General features: G+C 65.5%; 15 protein-coding genes. 11 read left to right on the top strand and 4 right to left on the bottom strand.

Annotated elements, in window-relative coordinates; genetic code table 11:
- Window positions 1-2 precede the first annotated feature (2 nt).
- Window positions 3-986, top strand: coding sequence for a tripartite tricarboxylate transporter substrate-binding protein (locus QFZ83_RS21415; RefSeq protein WP_307509856.1), 984 nt, complete (start codon window positions 3-5; stop codon window positions 984-986).
- A gap of 315 nt (window positions 987-1,301) precedes the next feature.
- Here QFZ83_RS21415 and QFZ83_RS21410 read toward each other — a convergent pair whose 3' ends face one another.
- Complete coding sequence (locus tag QFZ83_RS21410; RefSeq protein ID WP_307512785.1) at window positions 1,302-2,015, bottom strand: FadR/GntR family transcriptional regulator; 714 nt, start codon at window positions 2,013-2,015, stop codon at window positions 1,302-1,304.
- 242 nt (window positions 2,016-2,257) lie between these two features.
- Here QFZ83_RS21410 and QFZ83_RS21405 point away from each other — a divergent pair, with 242 nt between their 5' ends.
- From QFZ83_RS21405 to QFZ83_RS21360, 10 genes are read left to right on the top strand one after another with little or no spacing between them, the layout of a single operon-like run.
- Window positions 2,258-3,331 (top strand): porin, encoded by a 1,074-nt coding sequence (locus QFZ83_RS21405; protein ID WP_307509853.1) that lies wholly within the window; start codon window positions 2,258-2,260, stop codon window positions 3,329-3,331.
- Window positions 3,332-3,351: 20 nt separating this feature from the next.
- A complete protein-coding gene (locus tag QFZ83_RS21400; protein ID WP_307509850.1) occupies window positions 3,352-6,168 on the top strand; it encodes a glycoside hydrolase N-terminal domain-containing protein in 2,817 nt (938 codons plus the stop codon).
- 12 nt (window positions 6,169-6,180) lie between these two features.
- On the top strand, window positions 6,181-6,942 hold the full coding sequence (locus tag QFZ83_RS21395) for an SDR family oxidoreductase (RefSeq protein WP_307509847.1): 762 nt from the start codon (window positions 6,181-6,183) through the stop codon (window positions 6,940-6,942).
- 25 nt (window positions 6,943-6,967) lie between these two features.
- Window positions 6,968-7,843, top strand: coding sequence for an amidohydrolase (locus tag QFZ83_RS21390; protein ID WP_307509844.1), 876 nt, complete (start codon window positions 6,968-6,970; stop codon window positions 7,841-7,843).
- Window positions 7,844-7,853: 10 nt separating this feature from the next.
- Window positions 7,854-9,365, top strand: a complete 1,512-nt coding sequence (locus tag QFZ83_RS21385) for a sugar ABC transporter ATP-binding protein (protein ID WP_307509842.1) — start codon at window positions 7,854-7,856, stop codon at window positions 9,363-9,365.
- Window positions 9,366-9,381: 16 nt separating this feature from the next.
- The gene (locus tag QFZ83_RS21380; RefSeq protein ID WP_307509839.1) at window positions 9,382-10,422 is read left to right on the top strand and encodes an ABC transporter permease; all 1,041 of its coding nucleotides are present in this window, start codon (window positions 9,382-9,384) and stop codon (window positions 10,420-10,422) included.
- A gap of 48 nt (window positions 10,423-10,470) precedes the next feature.
- The gene (locus tag QFZ83_RS21375) at window positions 10,471-11,424 is read left to right on the top strand and encodes an ABC transporter substrate-binding protein (RefSeq protein WP_307509835.1); all 954 of its coding nucleotides are present in this window, start codon (window positions 10,471-10,473) and stop codon (window positions 11,422-11,424) included.
- 27 nt (window positions 11,425-11,451) lie between these two features.
- Entirely contained in the window at window positions 11,452-12,732 is a 1,281-nt protein-coding gene (locus QFZ83_RS21370) for an L-fuconate dehydratase (RefSeq protein WP_307509832.1), read from the top strand.
- 32 nt (window positions 12,733-12,764) lie between these two features.
- Window positions 12,765-13,544 carry an SDR family oxidoreductase gene (locus tag QFZ83_RS21365; protein WP_307509828.1) on the top strand — a complete coding sequence of 260 codons (780 nt, stop codon included), beginning with the start codon at window positions 12,765-12,767 and terminating at the stop codon, window positions 13,542-13,544.
- A gap of 49 nt (window positions 13,545-13,593) precedes the next feature.
- Entirely contained in the window at window positions 13,594-13,923 is a 330-nt protein-coding gene (locus QFZ83_RS21360; RefSeq protein ID WP_307509826.1) for an L-rhamnose mutarotase, read from the top strand.
- 96 nt (window positions 13,924-14,019) lie between these two features.
- Here the strand turns inward: QFZ83_RS21360 and QFZ83_RS21355 are convergent, their stop codons facing one another.
- The 3 genes from QFZ83_RS21355 to QFZ83_RS21345 form a co-directional block, all read right to left on the bottom strand.
- A complete protein-coding gene (locus QFZ83_RS21355; protein ID WP_307509822.1) occupies window positions 14,020-15,354 on the bottom strand; it encodes an MFS family transporter in 1,335 nt (444 codons plus the stop codon).
- Window positions 15,355-15,504: 150 nt separating this feature from the next.
- Window positions 15,505-16,662, bottom strand: coding sequence for an alpha-hydroxy acid oxidase (locus tag QFZ83_RS21350; protein ID WP_306879926.1), 1,158 nt, complete (start codon window positions 16,660-16,662; stop codon window positions 15,505-15,507).
- A gap of 147 nt (window positions 16,663-16,809) precedes the next feature.
- A complete protein-coding gene (locus QFZ83_RS21345) occupies window positions 16,810-17,694 on the bottom strand; it encodes a LysR substrate-binding domain-containing protein (RefSeq protein WP_307509820.1) in 885 nt (294 codons plus the stop codon).
- Window positions 17,695-17,746: the final 52 nt, after the last annotated feature.

Here is a 17,746-nt window from a genome sequence, read left to right as displayed (position 1 = left end):
TCATGAAAAAACTGTTCGCCCTCGCAGCGATCGCCCTTGCCACCTTGGCTGTCGGCGCGCACGCGCAGGACTTCCCCGCGGGCAAGCCCCTGACCATCGTCGTGCCCTTCGCCGCAGGCGGCCCGACCGACCGCGTAGCGCGTGACCTCGCCGAAGCATTGCGCAAGCCGCTGGGCGGCGCGAGCGTGATCATCGACAACGTGCCTGGTGCGGGCAGCTCCATCGGCGCGGCCAAGGTAGCGCGCGCCAACCCCGATGGCTACACGCTGCTGCTGAACCACATCGCGATGGCGACAGTGCCGACGCTGGTGCGCAACGTGCCGTTCAAGGTCGAGAGCGATTTCGAATACCTGGGAATCGTTAACGACGTGCCGATGACGCTGATCTCCAAGCCCAGCCTGCCGGCCAACAACTACAAGGAACTGAGCACCTGGATCGCCGCCAACAAGGGCAAGATCAACATCGGCAACGCGGGCGTGGGCTCGGCCTCGCATCTGTGCGGCCTGCTCTTCCAGAGCGCGACCAAGACCGAGATGACGCCCGTGCCCTACAAGGGCACCGCGCCGGCCATCACTGACCTCATCGGCGGGCAGATCGACCTCCTGTGCGACCAGAGCACCAACACCTCGCCGCAGATCGAGGCGAAGAAGGTCAAGGCCTATGCGGTGACCACGCCCAAGCGCCTGACAACGCCGCTGCTGAAGGACCTGCCCACGCTCGACGAAGCGGGCCTGAAGAACTTCGAGGTCACGATCTGGCACGGCCTGTATGCCCCCAAGGGCACGCCCGCGCCGGTGTTGAAGAAGCTCAACGATGCGCTCAAGGTTGCCCTGAAGGACCCTGACTTCATCAAGCGCGAAGAACTGCTGGGCGCGGTGGTCGCAACCGATGGCCGCATCGAACCGGCGGGCCACAAGAAGTTCGTGATGGGTGAGATCGCGAAGTGGACGCCTGTGATCAAGGCGGCGGGCGTCTACGCGGACTGAGCGTGGCTTGTGGGGGCGCCGCTGCGTTCAGGGCGGCGATCACGCCGACGGGGTACCTTGCTCCGCGAATGTCCCCCGGCCTGCGGCCTCCTCCTTGATTTCGCTGCGCAAGGCATCCCATCGGCGTGCTCGTTTTCAGAGCGGTCGTTGATCAGCGATATGCCCGCAGCGTGCCCATGTGCGCAGGGCATCGGGTGCTCCCCGCAGCGAAATAAAGGAGGAGCGAAGCGGGGGACATTCGCGGAGGGGAGTACCCGGTGGCCTGTGCACCCGCCCTGAAGCACCCTGTCTTTTGCCCCCGAACCGCTCCGCCTGTTACTCCGCAGACGCCGACGTGGACTCCGCAGTCCACCGCGCATGTGAGGCATGCAGGTGATGCAGCATTGCCGCCACCGCGGCCTGCGGATCCCGCGCCTCCAGTGCGCGATAGATCACCTCGTGCTCGACGAACGCCGCCTTCCAGGCGTGAGAATCCTCCGTGCGCGCGGTCATGCGCGACGAGATCGGGCTGTGCCGGCTATCGAACAGTTCCCCCACCAGCCGGACCAGAACGGAATTGCCCGTCATCTCCGCAATGGCGATGTGAAAACGCCTGTCGTTCTCGGTTTGCGTGCGGCCGTTGAGGCCGTCCTGGCGCATGCTTTCCAGCGTTGCCTTCACCCGCTCCAGGGTCTGCGGCGTGACGCGCGCCGACGCCAGCGTGACCACCGAGCCTTCGAGCATTGCGCGGGCCTGCATCATTTCCGAAGGGCTCTCGCCGACCGCCGGCGTTGCGCGCTCCGAGGTGTCCTGCGACGCGCAGACATAGACGCCTGAACCCATCCGTATCTCGATGCGCCCGTCGATTTCCAGGGCGATCAGCGCTTCCCGCAGCGAGGGGCGCGACACGCCCAGTTGCAGCGCCAGTTCCCGCTCGGGCGGCAACCGTGCGCCCGCAGGCAGGTTGCGGTCGCGGATGAAAGCCCGGATCTGGTCCGCGATCTGTTGGTAGAGGCGGCGCGTGTCGGTGGGTTTGGCGGGCGGCTGCATGGGATCGATGAAACAGGAAAAACGTATGTGGTCATGCCAGTTTGACATTTCCAAACGCCTACTTTCCGCTTATTGCTCAGTTATGCCTCCGGGAAAACCCGAAAAGGGTTTGTTCTGGTAAGGCCAATTCTTCAATATGGCAAAGTGGTCATACCAAATTGGTAAGGCCAAAAATAGGTCGCACGCCAGTCTGGACCCCCGGTCTGCATCTGTCCATTCAGAAAACAACAGGAGACAAGAAGATGAATTTGCGATCCATTGCCATGGCGAGCGCCTTCGGCACCTGCCTTGCCTGCCTCGGCTTCGGCGCGACGAGCGCCCAGGCCCAGAGCAGCGTGACCCTCTACGGGCGCGCCGTGGCAGGCGCCGATTACCAGAACAACATCGCCAACGACGCGGGCCAGGGCAGGGGTCACCTGTGGCGCGCGGCCGGGAACCAATGGGGCACCAGCATGCTGGGCGTGAAGGGCACCGAAGACCTGGGCGGCGGAATGGCGGCCTTTTTCGTGCTCGAAGGCGGTTTCGACCTGCCCAAGGCCAAGCCCAACGGCGCCGACCTGCTGCTGAATCGCCGTTCCTACGTCGGCCTGCAGGACTACTGGGGCAAGCTGGCGCTGGGCAAGAACCTGTCGATCTCCAACGACGTCTGGTACCTCGACCCGACGGGCCAGCAGTTCATCGGCACCGCGACGCTGGTGCGCGGGCGCAACTGGCAGGGCAACGACAACGGCGTCGAGTACACGACGCCGACCTGGGGCGGCTTCAGCGCCACCGTGCAAACGGGGCTCGGCGAGCAGACCGACGGCTTCACGAAGCTGCGCAAGGACGGCATCTCGGTGTCGTACATCGCGCCCTCGTTCGAAGTGCGTGCCATCTACGACGTGGCGCGCGACAAGAACGGCAAGTACTCCGATCTCTTCAACCAGTCCAAGGAGCTCACGCTCGGCGGCACCGCCACCTTGTTCGACGACCTGAAGATGTTCGTCGGCTACCAGCGGCTGTCGGCGCCCGATGCGCCGCTCAGCGCGCCGAGCAAGGCCAATCACTACTGGGTCGGCGCCAACTACAGGATCACGCCGTTGCTGACGTTGATCGGCTCCATGTTCCGCGTCACGCAGAACCGCAACGCAGGCAGCGCCAACCTGTACATGCTGGGAGCGAACTACGCGCTCTCCAAGCGCACGCTGCTCTACGCATCGGTGGGCAAGGTCTACAACAGCGAGAACGCCAACTTCTCGGTGGAAGCCACCAACAACAACCCGCCCGCGGGCGGCAAGCAGTCGGGTACGTACTTCGGCATCAGCCACACGTTCTGAGAAACAGAAGGAGCCGATCCATGGAAGCGCCCCGCAATCCTCAAGACCTTCGACGTCGCGCGTTGCTCAAGCTGAGCGGCGCTGTGTCCATGCTGCCCGTGCTGCAGGCCTGCGGCGGCGGCGGTGGTGCCAATGGCAGCGCGGTGGCGGGCGGACCCGCTGCCGGCAGCGGCACCGCGGCCTCTTCAGCGCTCGCCGCCGGGGAAGCGGCAGCCCTTTTCGCCCCGGCCGCGATCGCCTCGCGCGCCCTCTGGTACGACAGCGCGGCCACCGACTGGGAGTCGCAGGCGCTGCCCATCGGCAATGCACGCCTCGGCGCGATGCTGTTCGGCGGCGCCTTCAACGAGCGCATCCAGTTCAACGAGCAGAGCCTGTGGGGCGGCGTCAACAACTACGACAACGCGCTCGCCGGCAAGAACGACGATGCCTTCGACACGAGCGTGACGGGCTTCGGCAGCTACCGGGCCTTCGGCGACATCGTGCTCGCCTTCAGCGGCGGCACCGCGTTGCCCCAGGTGACCTGGCCCGCGCCCCAAGGCACCGCTTCTGCCAGCGAAGGCGTGGCCAAGAGCGTGGATGGAAGCAGCGGAAGCAAGTGGTGCATCGACGGCCCGGGCGCTCTGGTGCTGTGGCAGGCCGAGCTGCCGCAGGCGGCGGTTGTCGCGGGCTACACGCTGACGAGCGCCAACGACGTGCCGGCGCGCGATCCGCAGCAATGGACCTTCTCGGGATCGAACGATGGCGCGGCATGGACTGCACTCGACACGCGCTCGCTGCCCGCGCCGTTCGAATCGCGCGCGCAAGCCAAGGCGTTCACTTTCACCAACACGACGGCCTTTCGCTTCTACCGGTTCGCTTTCGTGCCCAAGGCGGGCGTGAGCCACTTCCAGGTGGCGGAGATCGCGCTCGCGGGCGTCGATCTGAAGCCCGGCGCCGAAGCGGCCACCACGGGCTATCGCCGCACGCTCGACCTCGGCACCGGCGTGCACACCACCGAGTTCAGCACCGGCGGCCGCAAGATCGTGCGCGAGGCCTTCGCCAGCAAGGTCGCCGACGTGATGGTGTTCCGCTACACCGCCACCGATGCGCATGCGTTCTCCGGCACGCTCACGTTGACGTCCATGCAGGGCGCCACTGCGACGGCCGATGCCGCCACGGGCCAGGTGTCGTTCAGCGGCGCCATGGCCAACAGCCTGAAATACGCCTGCGCGGTGCAGGTGGTGAAGGAAGACGGGCAGCTCGCCGTGTCCGGCAACGCGCTGCGCTTCGATCAGTGCACCAGCCTCACCTTGCTGGTCGATGCGCGCACCGACTACAAGCTGGACTACGCCGCCGGCTGGCGCAGCACCGATCCGGCACCGCGCGTGCAGGCGGCGCTTGCCGCGGCGGCTTCGAAGACCTATGCCGCCTTGCGCCAGGCGCATGTCGCCGACTTCGGCGCGGTCATGTCGCGCGCCTCCGTTACCTGGGGCAATAGCGATGCCGCCGTGGTGGGGCTCACCACGCGCCAGCGGCTCGAACGCTATGCAGGCGGCGCGGCCGACCCGGGCCTGGAGCAGGCGATGTTCGACTACGGCCGCTACCTGCTCGTCAGTTCGTCGCGGCAAGGCGGCCTGCCCGCCAACCTGCAGGGCCTGTGGAACAACAGCAATTCGCCGGCCTGGGCGAGCGACTATCACACCAACATCAACGTGCAGATGAACTACTGGGGCGCGGAGAGCACCGGGCTGCCGGACTGCCACACGCCGCTGGTCGACTTCGTCTCGCAGGTCGCCGGACCGAGCCGCATCGCGACAAGGAACGCCTTCGGCGCCAACACGCGCGGCTGGACGGCGCGCACCAGCCAGAGCATCTTCGGCGGCAACGCATGGAACTGGAACAACGTCTCCAGCGCCTGGTATGCGCAGCACCTGTACGAGCACTTCGCGTTCACGCAGGACCTGAGCTACCTGCGCAACACCGCCTACCCGATGCTCAAGGAGATCTGCCAGTTCTGGGAAGACCGGCTGAAGCTGCGCGCCGACGGCCTGCTCGTGGCGCCCAACGGCTGGTCGCCCGAGCACGGGCCGACCGAAGACGGCGTGATGTACGACCAGCAGATCATCTGGGACCTGTTCCAGAACTACCTGGACGCGGCCCGCACGCTGAACCTCGACGCGGCCTATCAAACGACCGTGGCCGGCATGCAGGCGAAGCTCGCTCCGAACAAGATCGGCAACTGGGGCCAGTTGCAGGAGTGGCAGGGCGACATCGACGACCCCAAGGACAACCACCGCCACACCTCGCACCTGTTCGCTGTGTACCCGGGGCGCCAGATCACGCCGGCGAAAACACCTGCATTCGCCGCTGCCGCGCTGGTGTCGCTGAAGGCACGCTGCGGCGAAGTGGCCGGCCAGCCGTTCACCGCGTCGATGGTCACGGGCGACAGCCGCCGTTCGTGGACCTGGCCCTGGCGCTGCGCGCTCTTCGCGCGGCTGGGCGATGCCGCGCGCGCGCAGACGATGCTGCGTGGTTTGCTGACCTACAACACGCTGCAGAACCTCTTCTGCAACCACCCGCCATTCCAGATGGACGGCAACTTCGGCATCTCCGGCGCGCTGACCGAGATGCTGCTGCAAAGCCACGAGGGCGTGATCGTGCTGCTGCCTGCTTGCCCCGACGACTGGAAGACAGCCGGCGCGTTCAACGGCCTGCGCGCACGCGGCGGCTACCGCGTGAGCTGCGTCTGGAAGAACGGTGTGGTCACGTCCTATGAAATCGTCGCGGACAAGGCGCGCGACAAGAAGCCGGTGCGCGTACGCATCAACGGTGAAGAACGCGATGTCACGCCCACGTGACGCAATGAACAGATGACTTCGACAAGACTCCAGAACAAGACGATCCTCGTCACCGCGGCAGCGCAAGGCATCGGCCTTGCCACTGCCCTGGCCTGCGCGCGCGAAGGCGCACAGGTGATTGCGACCGACATCAACGCCGCGCTCCTCGACAGGCTGGCGCATACGTCATCCGGCATCCGCACCGCGGTGCTCGATGTGCGCAATGCAGATGCGATTGCCGCGCTGGCCGCCGAGCTGCCTGCGCTCGATGGCCTCTTCAACTGCGCAGGCTACGTGCACCACGGCGGCGTGCTCGAGTGCGACGAGGCCGCGTGGGACTTCAGCTTCGACCTCAACGTCAAGAGCATGTACCGCATGGTGCGCGCCTTCCTGCCGGGCATGCTCGACAAGGCACAGAAGGAAGGCGGCGGTGCATCGATCGTCAACATGGCGTCGATGGCTTCGTCGGTGAAGGGCTTCCAGAACCGCTTTGCCTATGGCGCTTCCAAAGCCGCGGTGATCGGCATGACGAAAGCACTCGCGGCGGACCATGTGAAGCAGGGGCTGCGCTGCAATGCGCTGTGCCCCGGCACCGTGGACACGCCTTCGTTGCGCGAGCGCATCGCCGCCGCACCCGACCCGGTGCAAGCCGAGCGCGACTTCATCGCACGCCAGCCCATGGGCCGCCTCGCGGTGGCGGAAGACATCGCGCCGCAGGTCGTGTACCTGCTGAGCGACGAGTCGCGCTTCGTCACCGGGCAGGTGGTGCTCGTCGATGGCGGCGTTACCATCTGACGAGAGACGAAGGGTGCCAAGCAGCATGACTCCACGCATCGACTCGCATCAGCATTTCTGGCGGCCCGCGCGCGGCGACTACGCGTGGCTGCGCGCCGATGTGCCCGCCCTCGCGCCGCTGGTGCGCGACTTTCTTCCCGAAGATCTCGCACCTCTTTTGCAAGCGCACTGCGTCGAGCGAACGGTGCTCGTTCAGGCCGCCGGCTCGGAAGCCGAAACGGATTTCATGCTGGAGCTCGCCACCGCGCACGACGTGGTCGGTGGCGTGGTCGGCTGGGTCGATCTGAGCAGCGCCGCGGCGGTGGCCTCGCTCGAACGCATGGCGCGGCACCCCAAGTTCAAGGGCGTGCGGCCGATGCTGCAAGACCTGGCCGACGACGACTGGATCGCGCGCATGCCGCATCCCGATGCGGTGCAGGCGCTGGTGCACCTGGGCCTGCGCTTCGATGCGCTGGTGAAGCCGCAGCATCTGCCCTCGCTGATCCGCTTCCTGAAGGAGTGGCCGCAATTGCCCGTGGTGATCGACCATGCCGCCAAACCGCCTCTGGGTGCACGCGACAGCGAAGCCTTCGCCCTCTGGCGCAAGGACATGAACGCGCTCGCGGCGCTGCCGCAGGTGTGCTGCAAGTTCTCGGGTCTCTGGGGCGAATCGCCGCAGGCTGCACACCACGATGTCGACGTGGCGGCGCGCATCGTGCGCCCGGTGTGGGAACACCTGCTCGACAGCTTCGGCCCCTCGCGCCTCATGTGGGGCAGCGACTGGCCGGTGCTCAATCTGGCCGGTGACTACGCGGGCTGGATCGCGGTCAGCCAGGCCTGCATCGGCAGCCTCTCGGCCGGCGAACAGGCGCAGGTCTGGCGGGGCACGGCGCAACGTTTCTATGACCTCCAGCCGGATTGAACGCGCCACCATGCAACCCATCGTCACCATCCGCGACCTCTGCAAATCCTTCGCCGGCGTGCGCGCCCTCGACAAGGCCCAGTTCGATCTGCGGCCCGGCGAGGTGCATGCGCTCATGGGCGAGAACGGTGCGGGCAAATCCACGCTCATGAAGGTGCTGGCCGGCGTCTACAGCAAGGACTCGGGCGAAGTGCTGATCGACGGCAAGCCCGCAGACATCGCAAGCCCGCGCGCCGCGCAGGCGCTGGGCATCGGGATCATCCATCAGGAGCTGAACCTGATGAACCACCTGAGCGCCGCGCAGAACATCTTCATCGGCCGCGAGCCGCGCGGGTGCTTCGGCTTCTTCATCGACGAGGAGGCGATGCGCGCCGAGACACAGCGCATCTTCGATCGCATGAACCTGCGGCTCGACCCGCACACGCCGGTCGGCGAACTCACCGTGGCCAAGCAGCAGATGGTCGAGATCGCGAAGGCGCTCTCGTTCGATTCGCGCGTGCTCATCATGGACGAGCCCACCGCCGCGCTCAACAACGAGGAGGTGGCCGACCTGTTCCGCATCATCGGGCAGCTCAAATCACAGGGCGTGGCCATCGTCTACATCTCGCACAAGATGGATGAGTTGAAGCGCATCGCCGATCGCGTGACCGTGATGCGCGACGGCCAGTACATCGCCACCGTGTCGATGGCCGATACGCCGATGGACACGCTCATCGCCATGATGGTGGGCCGCCAGCTCACCGAGGTGGAGAACGATTTTCCCGCCACCTCGGGCAACGAGATCGTGCTGGAGGTCCGCGGCATCACGCGCGGCGCGATGGTGCGCGATGCGAGCTTCGTGCTGCGCCGGGGCGAGATCCTGGGCTTTGCGGGGCTCATGGGTGCGGGTCGCACTGAGCTTGCGCGCGCGGTGTTCGGCGCCGATCCCATCGACGCGGGCGAAGTCTTCGTGCATGGCAAGAAGGTGTCGATCCGGTCGCCCGAGGATGCGGTGTCGCACGGCATCGGCTATCTCTCCGAAGACCGCAAGCACTTCGGCCTGGCCACCGGCATGGACGTGGAGACCAATATCGCGCTGCCGAGCATGAAGAAGTTCGTGTCGATGGGCGTCTTCATCGACCAGGCAGCCATCGAGGCGGCCGGCAAGCGCTATGTGAAGCAGCTCAACATCAAAACGCCTTCGGTGCACCAGCAGGTGCGGCTGCTCTCGGGTGGCAACCAGCAGAAGATCGTGATCGCCAAGTGGCTGCTGCGCGACTGCAGCGTGCTCTTCTTCGACGAGCCCACGCGCGGCATCGACGTGGGCGCGAAGGCCGAGATCTATCGCCTGCTCAACGAGCTGGCCGCCGAGGGCAAGGCCATCGTGATCATCTCTTCGGAGTTGCCCGAGATATTGCGCGTGAGCCACCGCGTGCTGGTGATGTGCGAAGGCCGCATCACCGGCGAACTGGCGGGGCGCGAAGCCTCGCAGGAAAAGATCATGCAGCTCGCCACCCGGCGCGAAGCTGCAGCCACCGCATGAAGACTGGAGACACGCTTTGACGACCCCCACTGCTACCACCACCGCCGCCGCCCCCACCGATGCCGCCGGTTTTTCTCTCAGGGCGCGGCTCTTTCGCCCCGCCACGCGGCAGAAGCTGCTGGCCTTCGCCAGCCTCATCGCGCTGATGGTGTTCTTCAGCTTCGCCTCGCCGCAGTTTCTGCAGACCGAGAACCTCGTGAGCATCCTGCAGTCGACCGCGGTGAACGGCGTGCTGGCCATCGCCTGCACCTTCGTCATCATCACCGCGGGCATCGATCTGTCGGTGGGCACGCTCATGACCTTCTGCGCCGTCATGGCGGGCGTGGTGCTCACCTACATGGGCATGCCGCTGGCGCTCGGCATCGCGGCCGCGATCTTCTTCGGTGCGCTGGCCGGCTTCGTCTCGGGCGTGTTGATCGCCAAGCTCAAGATCCCGCCCTTCATCGCGACGCTGGGCATGATGATGTTGCTCAAGGGCCTGTCGCTGGTGATCTCGGGCACCAAGCCGATCTACTTCAACGACACGCCGGGCTTCACCGCCATCTCGCAGGATTCGCTGATCGGCGACCTCATTCCGTCGCTGCCGATTCCGAACGCGGTCCTGATCCTGTTCCTGGTGGCCGTGGCCGCGAGCATTTTGCTCAACCGCACCATCCTCGGGCGCTATACCTTCGCACTCGGCAGCAACGAGGAGGCGGTGCGCCTCTCGGGCGTGAACACCAATTTCTGGAAGGTCGTGGTCTACACGGTGAGCGGCGGCATCTGCGGCATCGCGGGCTTGCTGATTGCCTCGCGCCTGAACTCCGCGCAGCCGGCGCTCGGGCAGGGCTACGAGCTCGACGCGATTGCCGCAGTGGTCATTGGCGGCACGTCGCTCAGCGGCGGCACCGGCACCATCGTCGGCACGATCATCGGCGCCTTCATCATGAGCGTGCTGACCAACGGCCTCCGCATCCTTTCGGTCGCGCAGGAGTGGCAGACGGTGATCACGGGCGTGATCATCATCCTGGCCGTGTATGCGGACATCCTGCGCCGCCGCAGCAGCAACAAGCACTGACCCGATCCGATCCGATTTCCCATTTCTACAACCACAGGAGACCTTTGCATGATTCAACGAAGAGCAGTCACCACCACGCTGGGCGCGGCCCTCATCGGCCTGTCGGGCCTTGCACAAGCGCAACAGGCGCAGGAGATTTACATCCCGCTCGTCTCCAAGGGCTTCCAGCACCAGTTCTGGCAGGCCGTGAAATCGGGTGCCGAGCAGGCCGCGAAGGACCTGAAGGTCAAGGTCACCTTCGAAGGCCCCGAGACCGAGGCGATGGTCGACAAGCAGATCGACATGCTCTCCGCCGCACTCGCCAAGAAGCCGCAGGCCATCGGCTTCGCAGCACTTGATAGCCAGGCCGCCATTCCGCTCCTGAAGAAGGCGCAGGCCGCGAAGATTCCGGTGGTCGCGTTCGATTCGGGCGTGGACAGCGACATTCCCGTGACCACCACCACGACCGACAACAAGGCCGCCGCGGCGCTCGCTGCCGACAAGATGGCCGAGCTGATCGGCAAGTCGGGCGAGGTTGCGCTCGTGGTGCACGACCAGACCAGCCGCACCGGCGTGGACCGGCGCGATGGGTTCGTGAATCGCATCAAGTCGACCTACCCGAACATCAAGATCGTGAGCGTGCAGTACGGCGGCGGCGACCAGTTGAAATCGACCGAGATCACCAAGTCGATCCTGCAGGCCTCCCCGAACCTCAAGGGCATCTTCGGCGCCAACGAAGGCTCCGCCATCGGCGTGGTCAACGGCGTGAAGGAGATGAAGCGCAACGGCAAGATCGTGATCATTGGCTACGACTCGGGCAAGCAGCAGAAGAACGCCATCGTCGACGGCAGCATGGCCGGCGCGATCACGCAGAACCCCGTGGGCATGGGCTACAAGACCGTGGAGATGGCGGTGAAGGCGATCAAGGGCGAGAAGCTGCCCAAGATCGTGGACACGGGCTTCTTCTGGTACGACAAGACGAACATCGCCGACCCGAAGATCGCGGCGGTTCTGTACGACTGATTTCCTTTTTCTCTGAAGACCCCGTTCATGACCATCGTTCGATCCATGCGCGTACTGGACGTGCGCTTTCCCACTTCGCAGCAGCTCGACGGCTCCGACGCGATGAACCCTGACCCGGACTACTCCGCGGCGTATGTCGTGCTGGAGACCGACCAGCCGGGGCTCGAAGGCCATGGCCTGACCTTCACCATCGGACGCGGCAACGAGATCTGCTGCGCGGCCATCGAGTCGATGCGCCACCTGGTCGTGGGGCTCGACCTGCAGTGGGTGGCCGAGGACATGGGCCGCTTCTGGCGGCACATCACCTCCGACAGCCAGTTGCGCTGGATCGGCCCCGACAAGGGCGCCATTCACCTGGCGACCGGTGCGGTGGTCAATGCGATGTGGGACCTGTGGGCCAAGTCCGAAGGCAAGCCGGTGTGGCAACTGGTGGCGGACATGAGCCCCGAGGAACTGGTGCGCTGCATCGACTTTCGCTACATCACCGACTGCATCACGCCCGAAGAAGCACTGGTGTTGCTGCGCGAAGCCTCCGTCGGCAAGGCGGAACGCATCGCCACGCTGAAGGCCGAGGGCTACCCCTGCTACACGACGTCGGCGGGCTGGCTCGGCTACTCCGACGAGAAGCTGCGGCGGCTCGCGCAGGAGGCGGTGGATGCGGGCTTCAACCACGTGAAGCTCAAGGTGGGGCGCGACCTGCAGGACGACATCCGCCGGCTGACAGTCGCGCGCGAGGTTCTTGGACCGGATCGCCATCTGATGATCGACGCCAACCAGGTGTGGGAGGTCGACCAAGCCATCGACTGGGTGAAGCAGCTCGCGTTCGCCAAGCCCTGGTTCATCGAGGAGCCGACGAGTCCCGACGACGTCGAAGGCCACCGCAAGATCCGCGAAGGCATCGCGCCGGTGGTGAAGGTGGCCACGGGCGAGATGTGCCAGAACCGCATCATGTTCAAGCAGTTCATCATGCGCGGCGCCATTGACGTGGTGCAGATCGATTCGTGCCGGCTCGGTGGCGTGAACGAAATCCTCGCGGTGATGCTGATGGCCGCGAAATACAAGCTGCCCGTGTGCCCGCACGCGGGCGGAGTGGGGCTGTGCGAGTACGTACAGCATCTGTCGATGATCGACTACCTCTGCATCTCGGGCACGCGCGAAGGGCGGGTGATCGAGTACGTGGACCACCTGCACGAGCATTTCGTCGAACCCTGCGTGGTGCGCGATGCGGCGTACTTTCCGCCGACGGGAGCGGGCTTCTCGATCACGATGAAGCCGGCATCGCTCGAGCGTTATCGCTTTCGCGGGTAAGTGGCCAACAACAGGAAGGACGTCGCGCAGTCATGGACTTGAATCTGAAAGACAAGGTGGTGCTCGTCACCGGTGGCGGCAGCGGCATCGGAGCGGCCGTTTCGCTCACGCTGGCGCGAGAGGGCGCAGTGCCGGTGATCTGCGGGAAGAATCCGCTGGATGCGGCGTTCGAGGAGGAGCTGCGCGGGTTGCAGCCGCGGGCGCGGTTTCTTCAATTCGAACTGATGGAGGAGGCGGCTTGCGGCAAGGCGATAGAAAGCGCGGTCGCGGAGTTCGGGCGCATCGATGGGCTGGTCAACAACGCGGGCGTGAACGACAGCGTGGGGCTCGAAGCGGGGCGCGAAGCGTTCATCGCGTCGCTGGACCGCAACCTCATTCACTACTATGTGATGGCGCATTTCTGCCTGCCGCACTTAAAGGCGAGCCGCGGTGCCATCGTGAACATCTCGTCGAAGACCGCGCTGACAGGCCAAGGCAATACCAGCGGCTACACCGCGGCCAAGGGCGCGCAGCTGTCGCTGACGCGCGAGTGGGCTGCGTCGTTGCTGGAGGATGGCGTGCGCGTCAACGCGGTGATTCCCGCCGAGGTGATGACGCCGCTGTACCAGCGCTGGATCTCCGCCTTCGATGAGCCCGACCGCAAGCTGGCGACGATCACCGACAAGATTCCCCTGGGGCGTCGGATGACGACGCCGCAGGAGATTGCGAATTCCGTGGTGTTCCTGCTGTCCGACACGGCTTCTTCGCACACGACGGGGCAGTGGGTGTTCGTGGACGGCGGGTATACGCATCTGGATCGGGCGCTGACCTGATCTCTCATCGCTCTCCTTTTCTTCTGCCCACTACTGCATCGACCGACCCATGCGCCACTGCCTTGCCCTCGACCTGAAAGACGACCCGGTACTGATCGCCGAGTACGAGGCCTATCACCGCAACATTTGGCTCGAGGTGCGTGCGCATCTGCATGCGCATGGCGTGACGGGGATGGAGATCTACCGGCTCGGCACACGGATGGTGATGTTGATGGAGACGGACGACGCGCGGTATGACGCGGAGGCGATGGCGCTCGCATCGCAGAACGATCCGAAGATCCGGGAGTGGGAGGCGCTGATGTGGAAGTTTCAGGCGCCTACGCCTTGGACGCCTGAAGGGGAGAAGTGGGTGGGGATGGAGCGGATCTTCGAGCTGTAACGAAGAACGGACCCCGAAGGGTCCGCTTGCTGTCAATCCACGGCCCGACCACTGGGCGGGTAGGTCATCTTCATGATGAGCTTCGATGATTTCGCGTCAATGATCGTGATGCAAATAGCTCGCTTGCCGCGGCAACCGCAGGCTTACCAGGAACGCAATCACCATCATCCCGCTCACGTACCAGAAGAACGCCGACTCGTGCCCCAGTGACTTGAGCCCTAGCGCCACGTACTCGGCGGACCCGCCGAAGATCGCATTGGCCACGGCGTAGGCCAAGCCAACACCGAGCGCCCGCACCTCGGGCGGAAACATCTCCGCCTTCACGATCCCGCTGATCGATGTGTAGAAGCTCACGATCGCCAGCGCCACGATGATCAGCACGAAGGCCATCACCGGGCTTGTCGTGAATTGCAGCGCCGTGAGGATCGGCACCGTCGCCAATGCGCCCAGCCCACCGAACAGCAGCATGTTGGTCCGCCGCCCGATGCGGTCCGACAGCGCGCCGAAGACCGGCTGCATGCACATGTAGACGAACAGCGCGCCGGTCATCACATAGCTCGCCGTCTTGATCGGCAGGTGCACCGTGTTCACCAGGTACTTCTGCATGTAGGTGGTGAAGGTGTAGAAGATCAGCGAGCCGCCGGCCGTGTATCCCAGCACCGTCAAGAACGCGGGCGTGTGGTGCTTGAAAAGCCCTGCCATGCTGCCGGCCTCCTTGTTGGCCTTGGCTTCGGCGCTCTGCGTTTCATGCAGCGTGCGGCGCAGCAGCAGCGCGACGACCGCGGCGATGGCGCCGATCACGAACGGAATGCGCCAGCCCCACGACTTGAGCTCGGCCTCGGTGAGCAACTGCTCGAGCACCACGATCACGAGGACCGCGAGCAATTGCCCGCCTATCAGCGTGACGTACTGGAACGACGAGAAGAAGCCGCGCTGTCCGCGCAACGCGACCTCGCTCATGTAGGTCGCCGTGGTGCCGTATTCGCCACCGACCGAGAGGCCCTGGAACAGGCGGCACACCAGCAGCAGAAACGGTGCCCACGCGCCGATCTGCGCATAGGTCGGCAGGCACGCGATGACGAGCGAGCCTCCGCACATCATCGTCACGGAGATCAGCATCGAGGTCTTGCGCCCGAGCCGGTCGGCCACGCGGCCGAAGAGCCAGCCGCCGATGGGCCGCATGAGGAAGCCGGCTGCGAACACGCCGGCCGTGTTGAGCAGCTGCGCGGTGGGGTCCGATTTGGGGAAGAAGGCCGGCGCGAAATAGAGCGCCGAGAACGCGTAGACGTAGAAGTCGAACCACTCGACCAGGTTGCCCGACGAGGCCGCCATGATGGCGAAGACGCGGTGCCGTTTTTCTTCGGCGGTGTAGTGCGGGGGCGAAGAAGAAGAGGCCGTCTGGCCTCCTTGAGTGGGCGTGACTGCGCTCATGGTGGCTGTGCCGCCATGCAGGGCGGCTGTGTTGTTGTCTGCTGCAACATTCTGTCCCGCACGCCCGCTGCGCGTGTCAGCAGGCGCCGCATCCACCTGCCGTCGAAGTGGCCTTGTCGGCCCTGCCTCTTCCCTGTCTTTTTCTTCTCTTCAGAAGGTGCCGGGCAGCAGGATGCCGGAGTTGACCGTGTCGATCTGCGTGTGGCCGCAGAAGGCCATGGTGATGTCCAGTTCCTTGTGGATGATCTGCAGCGCGCGCGTCACGCCCTCTTGCCCATGGGCGCCGAGGCCGTAGAGAAAGCTGCGGCCGATCATCGTGCCGCGGGCGCCGAGCGCGCGGGCCTTGAGCACGTCCTGTCCGCTGCGGATGCCGCCGTCCATCCACACCTCGATCTCGCTGCCCACCGCTTCGACGATGGCCGGCAGGGCGGCGATGGAGGAGGGCGCGCCGTCGAGCTGGCGGCCGCCGTGATTCGACACGATGAGCGCATCGGCGCCGCTGCTCGCCGCGAGGCGTGCGTCTTCCACGTCCATGATGCCCTTCAGGATGAGCTTGCCGCCCCAGAGCTTCTTGATCCACTCCACATCGGCCCAGCTCAACGCGGGGTCGAACTGCTCGGCGGTCCACGAAGAGAGCGACGACAGATCCTTCACGCCCTTCGCATGACCCGCGATGTTGCCGAAGGTGCGGCGCTTCGTGCCCAGCATGCCCATGCACCAGCGCGGCTTGGTCGCGAGGTTGATGAGGTTCTTGATCGTCGGCTTGGGCGGCGCGGTAAGGCCGTTCTTGATGTCCTTGTGGCGCTGGCCGAGGATCTGCAGGTCGAGCGTGAGTTGCAGCGCCGTCACGTTCGCCGCCTTGGCGCGCTCGATCAGGCGTTCGATGAAGTCGCGGTCCTTCATCACGTAGAGCTGGAACCAGAAGGGGTGGCGGTCGGTGTTCTCGGCGATGTCTTCCAGCGAGCAGATGCTCATGGTCGAGAGCGTGAACGGAATGCCGAAGGCCTTGGCCGCGCGGGCGCCGAGGATCTCGCCGTCGGCGTGCTGCATGCCGGTGAGGCCGGTGGGCGCAATGGCCACGGGCATCGCCACGTCCTGGCCGATCATGGTGGTGCGCGTGGAGCGGCCCTCCATGTTCACCGCCACGCGCTGGCGCAGCTTGATCTTTTGAAAGTCGCTCTCGTTGGCGCGGTAGGTGCCCTCGGTCCACGCGCCGGAGTCGGCGTAGTCGTAGAACATCTTCGGCACGCGCCGCTTGGCGATCACCCGCAGGTCTTCGATGTTGGTGATCTTGGAAAGGTCGGCCACGGGGGTGTCTCCTGGGTTGTCTCTGTTTGTTCGATCGCGCGAGCGGGGATTATGGGCAGGCTCCGCCGCGGGCCGAGTGTGGCGTCCGAAACGGAACCCGATCTGAAAAATACCCGGGCCGGGTCTGAAAAGAATTCAGCCGGCCGATCAGTCCCGCAAGGCCTGCCGCAGCCATTCGACGAAGGTCGCGCATTCCCAGCGCTCCATCGCCCCCGGCCGCCAGCACAGGAAGTAGGCGTTGGGCGAGGGCACGCTCTGTGCCGAAAGCCGCACGAGGCGCCCGTTCTCCAGCCAGGCGCTGCCCAGCTTCAGGTGCATGAGCACCACGCCGAAGTCTTCGGCCGCCGCGTCGAGCGCCAGGCCCAGGTCGTTGAACTGGTGGCCCGTGGCCGGCTCGGGCAGGCCGATGCCGTGCGCCTTGAACCAGGTGCGCCACGATTCGAGCGGCGTGCGCAGCAGTTGCACGCGCGAGACCTCCGCATCGGTCGCGAAGCCATCGAACGGCCCGTGGCGCTGCAGGTATGCGGGGCTGCAGGCGGGCGCCACATCGTCGGCCAGCAACTGGCAGAACTCGCGGTCGTGGAAGGGTCCGGTGCCGAAGCGCAGCTCCAGGTCGGCCTCTTCGGCCGTCATGTTGCGCACCGGCATGGTCACCTGCAGCATCAGCTCGATGTTCGGATAGGCATCGCGAAACCGTGCGAGCCGCGGCAGCAGCATCTGGCGAGAGAACGTGGGCGTCACCGCCACGCGCAGTCGCCGCACCTGCGATGCGGGCTCGCGCCCGGGCACCTGCTGCAGCGCCGCAATGGCCTCGCGCACGCGGGCGAGATACGCCACGCCCTCGGCACTCAGGCCGAAGTCGCTGCCGGTGAAGAGCTTGAGTTCGAGCTGCGTCTCCAGCTGCCGGATGCGGTGGCTTACTGCGCTGGGCGTCACGCTGAGTTCTTCGGCCGCGAGGTTCACGCTGCGCAGCCGTGCGACGGCCTCGAAGGCCTGCAGGCCCTGGGTCGAGGGGAGTCGCGTGGATGCCATGTGCTGTTGCGTGCCGGGGGGTAGGATGTTAGCGAATCGCTGTCGGTGGCTC

It is taken from the genome of Variovorax sp. W1I1 (genome assembly GCF_030815625.1).
Lineage (GTDB): Bacteria > Pseudomonadota > Gammaproteobacteria > Burkholderiales > Burkholderiaceae_C > Variovorax > Variovorax paradoxus_C.
Note: the sequence above shows the minus strand (reverse complement) of the source record. Positions and strands in the feature narration are given on the sequence as shown.